This window comes from Gottschalkia acidurici 9a, from assembly GCF_000299355.1.
Taxonomy (GTDB): domain Bacteria; phylum Bacillota; class Clostridia; order Tissierellales; family Gottschalkiaceae; genus Gottschalkia; species Gottschalkia acidurici.
Window position 1 is genome coordinate 312,471 of the sequence record NC_018664.1, and the last position, 14,144, is coordinate 326,614.

General features: G+C 31.0%; 11 protein-coding genes. All 11 read left to right on the plus strand.

The window, feature by feature from the left end; all coding sequences use genetic code 11:
- Positions 1–37 precede the first annotated feature (37 nt).
- Positions 38–640 carry a class D sortase gene (locus tag CURI_RS01470; RefSeq protein ID WP_014966512.1) on the plus strand — a complete coding sequence of 201 codons (603 nt, stop codon included), beginning with the start codon at positions 38–40 and terminating at the stop codon, positions 638–640.
- 295 nt (positions 641–935) lie between these two features.
- Positions 936–1,217 (plus strand): co-chaperone GroES, encoded by a 282-nt coding sequence (locus CURI_RS01475; RefSeq protein WP_014966513.1) that lies wholly within the window; start codon positions 936–938, stop codon positions 1,215–1,217.
- Positions 1,218–1,391: 174 nt separating this feature from the next.
- Positions 1,392–3,023, plus strand: a complete 1,632-nt coding sequence (groL, locus tag CURI_RS01480) for a chaperonin GroEL (protein WP_014966514.1) — start codon at positions 1,392–1,394, stop codon at positions 3,021–3,023.
- Positions 3,024–3,354: 331 nt separating this feature from the next.
- A complete protein-coding gene (gene guaA / locus CURI_RS01485; RefSeq protein ID WP_014966515.1) occupies positions 3,355–4,344 on the plus strand; it encodes a glutamine-hydrolyzing GMP synthase in 990 nt (329 codons plus the stop codon).
- Between the two features lie 177 nt (positions 4,345–4,521).
- Positions 4,522–6,057 carry a bifunctional phosphoribosylaminoimidazolecarboxamide formyltransferase/IMP cyclohydrolase gene (purH, locus tag CURI_RS01490; RefSeq protein ID WP_014966516.1) on the plus strand — a complete coding sequence of 512 codons (1,536 nt, stop codon included), beginning with the start codon at positions 4,522–4,524 and terminating at the stop codon, positions 6,055–6,057.
- A 253-nt stretch (positions 6,058–6,310) separates the two neighbouring features.
- Positions 6,311–8,347, plus strand: a complete 2,037-nt coding sequence (locus CURI_RS01495) for a methyl-accepting chemotaxis protein (RefSeq protein WP_014966517.1) — start codon at positions 6,311–6,313, stop codon at positions 8,345–8,347.
- Between the two features lie 264 nt (positions 8,348–8,611).
- Entirely contained in the window at positions 8,612–9,556 is a 945-nt protein-coding gene (gene ftcD, locus CURI_RS01500; RefSeq protein WP_014966518.1) for a glutamate formimidoyltransferase, read from the plus strand.
- Positions 9,557–9,679: 123 nt separating this feature from the next.
- Positions 9,680–11,350, plus strand: a complete 1,671-nt coding sequence (locus tag CURI_RS01505) for a formate--tetrahydrofolate ligase (protein WP_014966519.1) — start codon at positions 9,680–9,682, stop codon at positions 11,348–11,350.
- A 142-nt stretch (positions 11,351–11,492) separates the two neighbouring features.
- Positions 11,493–11,807, plus strand: a complete 315-nt coding sequence (locus CURI_RS01510) for a YerC/YecD family TrpR-related protein (RefSeq protein WP_014966520.1) — start codon at positions 11,493–11,495, stop codon at positions 11,805–11,807.
- A gap of 31 nt (positions 11,808–11,838) precedes the next feature.
- Positions 11,839–12,840, plus strand: coding sequence for an aminoglycoside phosphotransferase (locus CURI_RS01515; protein ID WP_014966521.1), 1,002 nt, complete (start codon positions 11,839–11,841; stop codon positions 12,838–12,840).
- Between the two features lie 114 nt (positions 12,841–12,954).
- The gene (locus CURI_RS01520; protein ID WP_014966522.1) at positions 12,955–14,115 is read left to right on the plus strand and encodes a TolC family protein; all 1,161 of its coding nucleotides are present in this window, start codon (positions 12,955–12,957) and stop codon (positions 14,113–14,115) included.
- Positions 14,116–14,144 lie beyond the last annotated feature (29 nt).

The following is a 14,144-nucleotide window of genomic DNA, read 5'->3' on the forward strand; positions in this document are numbered from 1 at the left end:
AATCTGTCTTTTTTAATAAAAACAAGGAGAGTTGAATGTGAAGAGGAGGTTAATCTCAACAATTTTTATAATAGTTGGACTATCCATTATAGCATATCCTAAATCTATGGAGATACGAAATGACTATAAGCAGCAAAGACTTAAAAGTGAGTGGAGTAAAAGTTTAAGTCTAATAGATAGTGGAGATATAGAAGAGGTGCAGGAACAAGGTAGTAAGAAAGAAGATAATAAGGAATATAGTAATAGAAACATGGATGGAATACTGAGGATAAGAAAGATCAACTTAGAGTTACCAATACTTAAAGGAGCAACACCGAAAAACCTTAACAGCACAGTGGCAAGTGTAAATGACACAACTAAGGTAGGTGAAGTCGGAAATTATTCTATAGCTGGACATAGAAGTCATACCTATGGACGAAACTTTAACAGACTAGATGAACTTAAAAAAGGAGATAGCATAGAAGTAGAGACTGAAAGAGAAAAATATATATTTATTGTATCAGAAAAGCTTTATGTTGAACCGGAAGAGGTAAGTGTATTAGAAGGAAATAATAAAGATAAAGAAATAACATTAATTACATGTCATCCTATGATTAATCCAACACATAGACTAATAGTAAAGGGTAAGATAGTTGATTGAGAATTTTTATATTGGTATAATGCTTTAAATAAGAGTATATAATATAAAAATATGACTATTAATTGCATGGAAGATGATGTATATGGATAATAAATTAAGAAAAACAATATAAAATTAATATAAATTAAATTAATCATATATAAATACATATAAAAGTTTGATATAATTAAAAATGAAGCTTGATTAGATAAAATTTATTAAGTAACATAGTACTCATAAGGATTAGCACTCTCTAATAATGAGTGCTAATAACGAAGTGAAAATAATATTAATATAAATATAAGGAGGGTCTTAAATGAGCATAAAACCATTAGGAGACAGAGTAGTTATTAAGAAAGTTGAAGTTGAGGAAAAAACTAAAAGTGGTATAATCCTTACTGGATCAGCAAAAGAAGAGCCACAGGTAGCAGAAATAGTTGCTATTGGAGCAGGAGTACTTAATGATGAAAAGTTAAAAAATGAAGTTAAAGTTGGGGATAAAGTAATATTCTCGAAATATGCTGGATCAGAAGTTGAAGTGGATGGGGAAGAATATACTATACTAAAAATAGCAGATGTACTAGCTGTATTAGGATAAGCAAATAAATTCAATAGTAATTTAGTTTATAAATTACTTGTTATTTGTGTACTTAAAAATATTTATAAGAAAGATTTAAAGATTAAATTACCAAGATAATTTTTGTATATTGTGTTTTGAAATGAAGTTATTTGGAATGAAAATTTTATAAATATAAATAGGAGTGTGAATTTAATGGCTAAAGATATAAAATTCGGAGAAGACGCACGTCGTTCAATGGAAAGAGGAATAAATAAATTAGCAGATACAGTTAAAGTTACATTAGGACCAAAAGGAAGAAATGTAGTATTAGATAAAAAGTTTGGATCACCACTTATAACTAATGATGGTGTAACTATAGCACGTGAAATAGAATTAGAAGATCCATTTGAAAATATGGGTGCTCAATTAGTAAAAGAAGTATCTACTAAAACTAATGATGTAGCAGGTGATGGAACTACTACAGCTACACTTTTAGCTCAAGCTATAATTAGAGAAGGTCTTAAAAACGTAGCTGCTGGAGCTAATCCAATGATACTTAGAAAAGGAATAATAAAAGCAGTAGAGACAGTTGTAGAAGAAATTAAAACATTCTCAAAAGTTGTTGAAAGTAAAGAAGCTATAGCTCAAGTTGCATCTATATCAGCGGCAGATGAAAATATAGGTAGCCTAATAGCCGAAGCTATGGAAAAGGTAGGAAAAGACGGAGTTATAACTGTAGAAGAATCAAGATCAATGGGAACTACACTAGAGGTAGTTGAAGGAATGCAATTTGACAGAGGATATCTTTCACCATATATGGTAACTGACACTGAAAAAATGGTTTCAGAGTTAGACAACCCATATATATTAGTTACTGATAAAAAAGTTTCAAACATTCAAGAGTTATTACCAGTATTAGAGCAAATAGTACAACAAGGAAAATCATTACTAATAATAGCAGATGATATAGAAGGAGAAGCTTTAGCTACATTAGTAGTAAATAAATTAAGAGGAACTTTCAACTGTGTTGCTGTTAAAGCACCAGGATTCGGAGATAGAAGAAAAGAAATGTTAAGAGACATAGCTATTCTTACAGGTGGAGAAGTTATATCAGAAGAACTAGGATATGACTTAAAAGAAGCCACACTAGATATGTTAGGAACTGCTCAAACTGTAAAAGTTGATAAAGACAATACAACTATAGTAAGTGGTGGAGGAGCAGAACAAGATATAAAAGACAGAATAAACCAAATAAAAGCTCAATTAGAAGACACTACTTCAGAATTTGATAGTGAAAAATTACAAGAAAGACTTGCTAAGCTTTCAGGTGGAGTTGCAGTAATTCAAGTTGGAGCTGCTACAGAAACTGAACTTAAAGAAACAAAGTTAAGAATAGAAGATGCATTAGCTGCTACAAGAGCTGCAGTTGAAGAAGGTATAGTACCTGGAGGTGGAACTGCTCTATTAAATACTTCATCGGCAATAGAAAAATTATTAGAGTCAAGTGAAGGCGATGAAAAAACAGGTATATCTATAATTCTAAAAGCAATAGAAGAGCCAGTAAAACAAATAGCTATAAATGCAGGACTTGAAGGTTCAGTTATAGTTGAAAAAGTTAAAACAAGTGATGTAGGAATAGGATTTGATGCATTAAATGAAAAATATGTAGATATGATAGGAGCAGGAATAGTTGATCCAACTAAAGTTACAAGATCAGCATTACAAAACGCTGCATCAGTATCTTCAATGGTATTAACTACAGAAAGTGCTATAACAGATCTTCCTGAAGAAGACAATGCAATGCCAATGGGTGGAGGAATGCCTGGCGGAATGCCGATGATGTAAAACAAACTTTAAAAAAGTACGTTGAGCAAAACATTCTTAGAAAATTAAACTATAGATTTGTAAACGGGATGAGAATGTAACTAGTGTCCGTTTACAAATCTATTTTTTTATATACATAATAAGACTTTGTTTCTTTGTTGTTTTGTTGTATAATGATTGTTTACATCGAACTTATTATATGAACAAGAAAAAAATGATATTTTTTTGAAAAAAAATACTTTTAAAATTTATTCATATAAACTATAATAATTATTGGACATAATAAGTTTGAGGATGGGTAAAACTTAAGTGTAGCGGAATAAATACTTTTTACTTTAAGAGGAGGTAAAATATGGAAACAAATCAAGACATACGTAGTAAAGTAGAAGCAAATTGGGACGCAGAAGTATTTGCTAAAGAAACTATAGAAGAAATTAAAAAGCAAATTGGAGACAGAAAAGCTATATGTGCACTATCAGGTGGAGTAGATTCATCAGTAGCGGCAGTCTTAGTTCATAAAGCAATAGGCTCTAATTTAACTTGTATATTCGTAGATCATGGTCTTATGAGAAAAGACGAGGGAGACCAAGTTGAAGAGATATTCAAAAAAACTTTTGATATGAACCTTATAAGAGTAAATGCTCAAGATAGATTTTTAGGAAAACTAAAAGGCGTAACTGATCCAGAGCAAAAGAGAAAAATAATAGGTGAAGAGTTTATAAGAGTATTTGAAGAGGAAAAAGAAAAAATAGGAAAAACGGACTTTTTAGTTCAAGGAACAATATATCCAGACATCGTAGAAAGTAAAACGGATGAAGGTCAAGTTATAAAAAGTCACCACAACGTAGGTGGGCTTCCTGAAGATGTGGATTTTGAACTAGTAGAGCCAGTTAAAGCGCTATACAAATACGAAGTAAGAGAAGTTGGAAGAATATTAGGAATACCAGATAAACTAGTAGACAGACAACCATTCCCAGGGCCAGGACTAGGAGTAAGAGTAATAGGTGAAATAACTAAAGAAAAGTTAGATACATTAAGAGAAGCAGACTGGATATTCAGAACAGAATTAGAAGATGCAGGACTTAACAAAGAGATATGGCAATACTTTGCAGCAATACTAGACATCAGAAGTGTTGGTATGACAGAAGGTGAAAGAACATATAACCACACTATAGCACTTAGAGCGATACACACAGAAGATGCTATGACAGCAGATTGGGCAAGAATACCATATGATATACTTGAAAAAGTTTCAAGAAGAATAGTAACTGAAGTAAAAGGAATAAGTAGAGTAGTTTATGATATAACAACAAAACCACCTGCAACTATTGAGTGGGAATAAAATTAAAGCAAATATGAGAATAAAGAATGGTGGCTATAACTTATTATAAGGTTATAGCCACCATTTTTTATTTAATGTTTATATTAATGAAGCATAGAGTAGAACAAGTATAGTATTATATATGTTATAATAAGTTAATGAGATAAAGGATTAAAGTATGAAAGGACGTTGCTAGAAATGAAAAGAGCTTTAATAAGTGTTTATGATAAAACTGGTATAGTAGAGTTTACTAAAAGATTAGTTTCATTGGGATGGGAGATTTTATCTACAGGCGGAACATCAAAAATATTAAAAGAAGAAGGAATAGAAGTAGTAGATGTTTCAGATATTACAGAGTTTCCAGAGTGCTTTGATGGAAGAGTAAAGACACTTCATCCTAAAATACATGGAGGGTTACTTGCATTAAGGGATAATGAAGATCATGTATCCATGATGAAGAAGTTAGATATAGATTCAATAGACATGGTTGTAAATAATCTTTATCCGTTTAAAGAAACAATTTTAAAAGAAGGAGTAAGTCATGAAGAAATAATAGAAAACATAGATATAGGTGGTCCATCTATGCTTAGAGCTGCTGCAAAAAATTATAAGTTTGTAACAGTTCTAGTAGATCCTAAAGACTATCAAATGGTTTTAGATGAACTTGCTGACAATAAAGACACAAAAGAAGAAACTAGACTATATCTTGCTAGTAAAGTTTTCAGTCAAACTAGTCACTATGACGCTTTAATCTCTAGTTACTTTAATAAGATTGCTAATATAGACTTTCCAGAAGTAATTTCTCTTACATATGAGAAAAAACAAGATTTGAGATATGGAGAAAATCCACAACAAAAAGCAGCTTATTATACTGAAATCAAAGATGTTGAAGGAACTATTGCTAATGCTAGACAATTGCATGGAAAAGAGCTTTCTTATAATAATATAGGAGATAGCAATGGTGCTATAGAAATCTTAAAGGAATTTGAAGAACCTACAGTAGTAGCTGTGAAACATGGAAATCCTTGTGGAATAGGAAGTGCAATAAATATAGAAGATGCATTTATAAAGGCATATGAATGTGATAAAGTATCTATATTTGGGGGAGTAATAGCATTAAATAGAGAAGTTAATGAGAGAACTGCACAACTTATAAATGATATATTTATAGAAATAGTTATAGCCCCTTCGTACAATGAGAAGTCACTAGAAATACTTAAATCAAAGAAAAATATTAGAATTTTAGAACTTTCAAACATAGATAAAAAAGACTATGAAAGCTTTAGTATGACAAAAACTTTGGGAGGACTTTTATTACAACAAAGAAATACAAAATTATTTAATGATGAAGAAATTAGAGTAGTAACAGATAGAAAGCCTACAGAAAAAGAAATTGAAGATTTATATTTTGCATGGAAAGCAGTAAAAGGAGTAAAATCGAATGCTATAGTTGTTGCTAAAGATAAAGGAACTACAGGAGTTGGACCTGGTCAAGTAAGTAGAATATGGTCACTGCAAAATGCAATAAGACAGGGTGGGAAGCGAATAAAAGGAAGTGTATTAGCATCGGATGCGTTTTTCCCATTTTCAGACTGTGTAGAAGAAGCTCACTTAGCAGGTATAACTGCCATTATACATCCTGGGGGATCCATAAATGATGAGGAATCTATAAAGCTAGCGAACAAGTACAGGATTGCAATGATACTTACAGGAATTAGACATTTTAAACACTAGAAGTAAAATAAAAGTCAAGTAAGAAAATTCTACTGACTTTTATTTTACTTCTAATTTTAAAAAATTAAAAATATGATTAAACACTAACAGTTCTGGATATATATCATATACATAATAAAAAAGGAAAACTAAAAAATATAGTTATTCTAAATGGTGTTGAAATGTGCATAGACACATAATTCAATGTTAAAAAATTCACAATACCAAATATAATTTAGAAATAATAAATATTCAAAAGACAGGAGGAATTGTTTTGTTTAAAAGCATAAAGAGTAAATTAATATCATCACTTCTAGTCAGTATATCAGTATGTGTATTAGCTATGTCTATTATAATGAGCCAAGTAGTGGAAAAGACTATGCGGGATGAATTTGTGTTTAGCAACAAAAATGAAATATTGAAAGTAGAGAACTTAGTGAATACCTATTTTAATGAAATGTTTAATAATATTAGTATGCTAGCCGAGAATGAAATAGTAAAGCAAGCTGATGATACTATAGTTAGTTACATAGATAAGACAGATCCAAGTGGAGAAATAAAGATGACACCTAGAGAAAATGGTGGAATAGAAACAGAAATGTATAAGGTATATGAAAATTTTGCTAAGACACATCCTGGTATATCGGATGTATACTTTGCTACAACAGATGGTAGGTATGTTCAATATGCGGAAGGTTCAGTAAAAAACAATTATAATCCTACTGAAAGACCGTGGTTTAAGAAAGCAATGACAGAACCGGGAAAACCTTTGCAGACAGAAGCATATTATTGGGCAGGAGCAAACGCAGCAAACGTGAGCGTAGTGTCAACTGTAACCAACAATGCAGGTGAAACTATAGGTGTTCAGGCTATGGATATAGCTCTAAGTGGACTGACAGACATGATATCTGACATAAAAGTAGGAAAAGAAGGCTATATCATCCTTATTGAAGATACAGGCACAATATTATCACATCCTAAAAAAAGTGACTTGAACTTTAAAAACATATCAGAAACAAATTTAAAAGAACTAAAAACCAAAGATGAAGAAATAATAGAAATTAAAGATGATAAAGAAGACTACATAATGAGTACACACATATCTAAAGTAAATGGATGGAAATACATATCAGTAATACCTAAGAGTGAACTATTACAAAAAACTAATGCTATAAACTATTCTATAATTTCTCTGGGAGTAGCTATATTATTAATATCATTAATAGTTTCTATTATAATATCTAAAGGAATATCTAAACCAATTCAGAGAATAAGAGATTTAATGAAAGAGGTTGAAGAAGGTAACTTTAATGTCAGGTCTGAAATAAAAGGAAAGGATGAAGTAGCTCAATTATCTGAAAGCTTTAATAATATGACAGAAAATATAAAAACACTAATACAAAGCTCAAAAGTTATCTCAGACGACATAATAGATTCGGCAAATGTACTTTCTCAGATGTCAGATCAGGTCTCTATATCAGCAGAAGAGATAACACAGGCAATATCTGATTTAGCAACAGAAACTTATGAACAATCAACACAAACAGAAGGTATAGTTGAAGCTATAGAGCAAATCACTCAAGAAGTAGAATCAGTATCAGTTATTATATCAGAGAAAACAAATAATGCTGAAAGTTTAACTTCTCAAGGTATAGAAACAGTAAACATTTTAGATAAAACTATGAAGGAAACAGTAGATTCATCTGAGCAAGTATCTAGCGCTGTATCAATACTCAACGAAAAATCTACTCATATAGAAGATATAGTAAATATGATAAAACATATATCGGATGAGACAGGTCTACTTGCATTAAATGCATCTATAGAAGCAGCAAGAGCAGGTGATGCAGGTAGAGGATTTGGCGTAGTTGCAACTGAAATAGGGAAGTTAGCAGAAGAGTCTAAAAAATCTACTGATGAAATTGAAAAAATAATTGGAGAGATTCAGAAAGAAATAGAGAAGTCAGTAGTAGCTATGGAAAAATCTAATGATTTAATTGCAGAGAACAGTAAGATAGTTGTAAATACCAAAAATGTATTTGAAAATATAGTTAACAATATAGATGATATAAAGGAAGAGGCTGAAGTACTAAACAACGCTATGAAGAAAATGGCTAGAGAAAAAGATCATACAGCGGAAGCTATTTATAAAATAACTTCATCTTCACAGCAGACAGCTGCCACTTCAGAAGAAATTACAGCATCGTCTGAAGAGCAAACCTCATCTATTCATACTATAACATCGTCAATTCAAACACTAAGACAACTTTCTAATAGTTTAGAAAGTTCTATATCAAAGTTCAGTGTTTAAGAGGGCACTTATTTGGAAGAACTATAAGGTATTTATTTGATTTTGAGGATACATATAGTTCTTTCAATACCAAGGTATGCTAAGGCTTGTTAACAATTGGTCAAGGGGGTTTTTATTTTATAAAAAAACGCTATTATAATGTTTTGCATATATATAATTTTATGATATAATGACATTGTGAAGTAGCCTGAAAAAAATATAGACTTGGGCTTCTTACATAGGTTTATATTTTTTTATATATAACAATAAAGAGGAGGAGTTATAATGTCACAAGAAAAACAATATATTTTAGCTGTGCCTAACTTTAGTGACGGTAGAAGAGAAGATGTAATCGAAGCTGTTACTGGTGAACTTAAAGGAATTGAAGGAGTTAAACTAGTAAGTGTTGAGCCAGAGCATGATTTCAACAGAACAGTTGTTACTGTAATAGGAGAGCCAGCACCATTAAAAGAAGCATTAATAAAAATGGCTTCTAAATCTATTGAATTAATCGACATGAGAGAGCAAAGTGGTACTCACCCAAGAATTGGTGCTCAAGATACTATACCTCTATTCCCATTAATGAATGCTACAGTTGAAGAGTGTGTGAAACTAGCTGATGAAATCGGTAAAGAATTACACGAAAAAACTGGAGTACCTATATTCTATGCTGCGGACAATGCTACTACAGAAGATAGAAAAGCATTAGCATTCATAAGAAAAGGACAATATGAAGGATTAAGAGATTTATTAAAAGAAATCAAAGATGATGCTTCAAGAAAAGACGAATATGAGTCAAGAAAACCAGACTTAAGTACAGATGGTTTATTATCAGATAAATCAGGAGCTACTATATGTTCAGCTGAAGCAGAAGGATTAACTGCTTACAACGTATTCTTAAACACTGAAGATGTTGATATAGCTAAGAAAATAGCTAAAGCTGTTAGAGGACCAAGTGGTGGATTCTCAACTACAAGAGCAGTTGGAATCAAATTCCCTGAATACCAAGGAGTTGTTGTTTCTGTAAACATGTTTGACTGTGAAAATACTCCAGTATACAGAGTATTCGAATTAGTTAAACAAGAAGCGGCTAGATACGGAATAGCTGTAACTGGTTCAGAATTAGTTGGACCAATCAAATTAGCATATGTTGTAAATTCTTTAGAGTACTACCTAGGACTACAAGGATTTAGAATAGATCAAATATTAGAAACTCACTTATATGACTAATTTATTTTAAGGAATAATAATATTTATACAATTATGAATAATATTCTGTCTGTTGTCTAATAATTAGATGATAGACAGAATAAAAACAACTATAATTCTGAACCGGGGAGGCAAAGAACAAATATGAAAACAGATATTCAAATAGCTCAAGAAGCTCAAATGAAACATATTAAAGATGTTGCTGAATTAATAGATATACATGAGGATGATTTAGAGTTATATGGTAAATATAAAGCTAAAGTATCTTTAGACGTTTTAGATCAATTAAAAGATAAGCCAGACGGAAAATTAGTATTAGTTACAGCTATAAACCCAACTCCAGCAGGAGAAGGAAAAACTACTACTAACATCGGATTATCAATGGGACTTAACAAATTAGGTAAGAAAACTAGTACAGCACTTAGAGAGCCATCATTAGGACCAAGCTTTGGTGTTAAAGGTGGAGCTGCTGGTGGTGGATATGCTCAAGTTGTTCCAATGGCAGACATAAACCTTCACTTTACAGGAGACTTCCATGCTATAACTTCAGCACACAGCTTATTAGCTGCATTAGTGGACAACCACTTACATCATGGAAACGCTCTTAGAATCGATACTAACAGAATAGTATGGAAAAGAGTAGTAGACATGAACGACCGTGCACTAAGAAAAATAGTTGTTGGTTTAGGTGGAAAAGCTCAAGGTATAACTAGAGAAGACGGATTTGACATAACTGTTGCATCTGAGATAATGGCTATACTTTGTTTAGCTAATGATAGAGAAGACCTAAAAGAAAGATTAGGAAACATGGTTGTAGCTTACAACGTAGATGGAGATGCAGTAAGAGCTAAAGATTTAGAAGCTCAAGGTGCACTTACATTAATACTTAAAGATGCTATAAACCCTAATATAGTACAAACATTAGAAAATACACCAGCATTCATACACGGTGGACCATTCGCAAACATTGCACATGGTTGTAACTCTGTATTAGCTACTAAATTAGCTCTTAAAACTGGAGATTATGCAGTTACAGAAGCTGGATTTGGAGCTGACTTAGGAGCTGAAAAGTTCTTCGATATTAAGTGTAGATATGCAGGTTTAAACCCAGACGTTGCAGTAATAGTTGCAACTGTAAGAGCATTAAAAATGCACGGTGGAGTAGCTAAAGAAGATCTAGGAACTGAAAACTTAGATGCATTAGCAAAAGGTATGACAAACTTAGAAAGACATATAGAAAACGTAGCTAAATTTGGTGTACCATCAGTAGTAGCTATAAACGCATTCCCAACTGATACTGAAGCTGAAAAGCAATTAGTATTCGATAAGTGTAAAGAAATGGGAGTAGACGTTGCTATATCTGACGTATTCGCTAAAGGTGGAGACGGTGGAGTTGAATTAGCTCAAAAAGTAATCGATGTTTGTGAAAACAAAAAATCAGACTTCAAAGTGCTTTACGATGTAGAAGAGTCAATACCAGAAAAAATAACTAAAATAGCTAAAGAAATATACAGAGCTGACAAAGTTAACTTCTCTAAAGCAGCTAAAAAACAAATAGCTGAATTAGAAAAATTAGGATTAGACAAACTTCCAATCTGTATGGCTAAAACACAATACTCATTCTCTGATGACCCAGCTTTACTAGGAGCACCAGAAGGATTTGAACTTACTATAAGAGATCTTGAGTTAGCTGCAGGAGCAGGATTCATAGTAGCATTAACAGGAGATATAATGAGAATGCCAGGACTTCCAAAAGTTCCAGCTGCAAACAGAATGGACGTTCTTCCAAACGGAGAAATAATAGGATTATTCTAATTAATGAATTAATCTGTTAAAAATATAAAAAACTATCTAAGTATGCAAATATTTAGATAGTTTTTTTATTAGTTTAAGCTATTGCCATGTACATACATTAATATTAAAATAGAGATATAGATTACTTGAGGAGTTGAGGAGAATGGAGCATCATTCAAAAATTAAAGATGAATATATAGATGAACTGTTTGAAGGTATATTGAAATTAAAAAATATAGATGATTGTTACAGGTTCTTTGAAGATGTTTGTACTATAAAGGAAATAAAATCGATTAGTCAAAGATTACAAGTAGCAAAATTACTAAAGCTTGAAAAGACTTATAATGATATAGAAGAGAAAACAGGAGCAAGTACAGCTACAATAAGTAGGGTTAATAGAGTATTAAACTATGGTGCTGAAGGCTATGATATGGTGCTTGATAGACTAGGATATAGTAAACATAAGGATAAAGATTAGAATCCTAGATAAGAAAAGAGGTAATTTATAGATGTTAATTGATGAATTGACGAATGATATAGATATGTATTTAGGATATAGCAATCTTTTAGACGATAAACATAAGGTTATATTTCTAACAGAAAGTGAAAGTAATATAAATTTTCTAATAGATGTAGGATTGGAGAAGTACATATTTAGACTAAGCAAAAATAGTCAATTGGGATTAAAAAATCAGATAAAATATGAATATGATGCTTTGAAAATTTTAGAGAAAAGTTATGTTACCCCAAGAACATTTTTCCTAGATGACTCCACAACCTTTTTCGACTATGGAGTACTCATTATGCAATATATAAAGGGAAGACGATTAGAATATCAAAGAGATTTTCATGAAGTTGCAAAAACATTTGGAAAAATTCATTCTTTAAATTTAGATAAAATAGACGTATCTAATTTTATAGTAAGAGATGATATTATTGAAGATTGTCTGGAAAAAAGTAGAATTAATCTGAAAAACTTTTTCAAATCTCCTAAAATAGACGCTGATGTGAAGATAAAGATTAATGATTTCTTAGAATGGGGAGAAAAAAATAAGAAATGTAAGAAGTTTTTCGAAAAAGATAAATGGCAGGTTATAAATAATACGGAGCCTCATTTAGATAACTTTATAATATCAGATAGAAATAGAAAGGCATATCTATTAGATTGGGAAAAACCAGTGATAGCAGATCCTTCTATAGAATTATCTTATTTTCTATCACCTATAACTACAATGTGGACAGGTGATTATGCATTTTCTGAAGATGAAAAAGATGATTTCTTTAAAACTTATATAATGTACCTAGATAAACGTGATAGGGATATAGTAGAGAGGGTAAAAATTTACACTCCATATATTTGTTTAAAAGAATTATCTAAGTTAGCTAATAGACTTTGGATATATGAACATGATACAGATATAAATACAGATATAAATGAATATAAAAAGCTAAAAGAATATATAAATCTAGAATTTATGGAGTATTTAACTAAAAATTATAATCTATACTAGAGTATACTTAGAATTGTATACTCTTTACTTTAATTTTTAAAACATATATAATGAAATCATGACTGACTGTTCAGTCAGTAAATGAGACGATAAAAAATCAAGGAGGAATATATTATGAAAGCAAAGAGAGTAATAGCAATAACAGTATTAGCATTATCTTTATCTGGTTCTGTAACTTTAGCATATGCAGAACAAGATAACGTAAAAGTTGAATCATCTAAAAAGGGTGTAGTAGAGCTTACTCTTAATAAAGCTATAGAAGAAGCTCTAACTAATAATCCAACTATAGAGCAAAGCAAGCTCGGTGTTGAACAAGCACAGGTAAACTTTGAAGAGACAAGATCTCTTATGAGAAAAAATAGAAGACTTATCAATGATGATAAAGAGAGATCTCTTGAGTATCTTAAAGGTGTAAAGCTTTTAGAAATCACGAGTGACTTTTCATTAGTGAATGCTGAAAGAAATCATAATGCTACAATTGAAAATATTAAATGTGATATAGAAGAGCAATACTTCAGATTATTACAGGCGGAGAAGTTAACAGAAATCAATAAAAATAATATAGACTTATCTAAAGAACTATACAATATATCGAAAAAGAAGTTAGACTTAGGTGTAACAACTAAGCAAGAAGTTCTAAGTAGTGAATTAAACCAGATAAATGCGCAAAATGATTATGATCAATCAGTAAAGAATTTAAAGAATGCTAAAATGCTATTTAATACGAAGTTAGGATATGATGTTTTACAAGATACAAAACTTACAGATGAGTTAAAATATAAAGAATTTAAAGTTGAAAGTATAGATGATGCTGTAAATAAAGCACTAGAAAACAGAAATGAAATTAAAGCAGCAGAGTTCAACTACGAATTAGAAAAGTTTAATATGGAAGTTACTAAAGGGGAATATGCAAATATAACTTATAAGTATAGAGAGCAAGAAGTAAAACTAGAAAAAGCCAAGCAATCATTTGAAGATGCTAAAAAGAACATAGAGATGGAAGTTAGAAGTACTTATTTAGAAATGCTTCAAAAAGAAGAAGAAATTAAAAAAGGACAAAAATCATTAGAACTAGCTAAAGAAGGATTGAGATTATCAAAATTATCTTATGAAGCAGGTGTTGGTGTTTTTACAGACTTAGAGAAGGCTCAGAATACTCTTATGCAAGCAGAACTTGGATTATATAACTCAATATTAGAATATAATCTCGCAGTTTTAAAATTTGATGAGGTAACTGGGATAGGTAGATCCATAACTAGTGCACCAAGTATATAACATTTAGAACAATAAACTAAGCAAGGGGG

What these genes read in the sequence shown, in the direction of transcription:
- CURI_RS01515 (WP_014966521.1), top strand. Translation starts at nt 11,839, where the DNA reads ATGTTAATTGATGAATTGACGAATGATATAGATATGTATTTAGGATAT.
- CURI_RS01510 (WP_014966520.1), top strand. Translation starts at nt 11,493, where the DNA reads ATGGAGCATCATTCAAAAATTAAAGATGAATATATAGATGAACTGTTT.
- CURI_RS01505 (WP_014966519.1), top strand. Translation starts at nt 9,680, where the DNA reads ATGAAAACAGATATTCAAATAGCTCAAGAAGCTCAAATGAAACATATT.
- purH (WP_014966516.1), top strand. Translation starts at nt 4,522, where the DNA reads ATGAAAAGAGCTTTAATAAGTGTTTATGATAAAACTGGTATAGTAGAG.
- CURI_RS01475 (WP_014966513.1), top strand. Translation starts at nt 936, where the DNA reads ATGAGCATAAAACCATTAGGAGACAGAGTAGTTATTAAGAAAGTTGAA.
- ftcD (WP_014966518.1), top strand. Translation starts at nt 8,612, where the DNA reads ATGTCACAAGAAAAACAATATATTTTAGCTGTGCCTAACTTTAGTGAC.
- guaA (WP_014966515.1), top strand. Translation starts at nt 3,355, where the DNA reads ATGGAAACAAATCAAGACATACGTAGTAAAGTAGAAGCAAATTGGGAC.
- groL (WP_014966514.1), top strand. Translation starts at nt 1,392, where the DNA reads ATGGCTAAAGATATAAAATTCGGAGAAGACGCACGTCGTTCAATGGAA.
- CURI_RS01520 (WP_014966522.1), top strand. Translation starts at nt 12,955, where the DNA reads ATGAAAGCAAAGAGAGTAATAGCAATAACAGTATTAGCATTATCTTTA.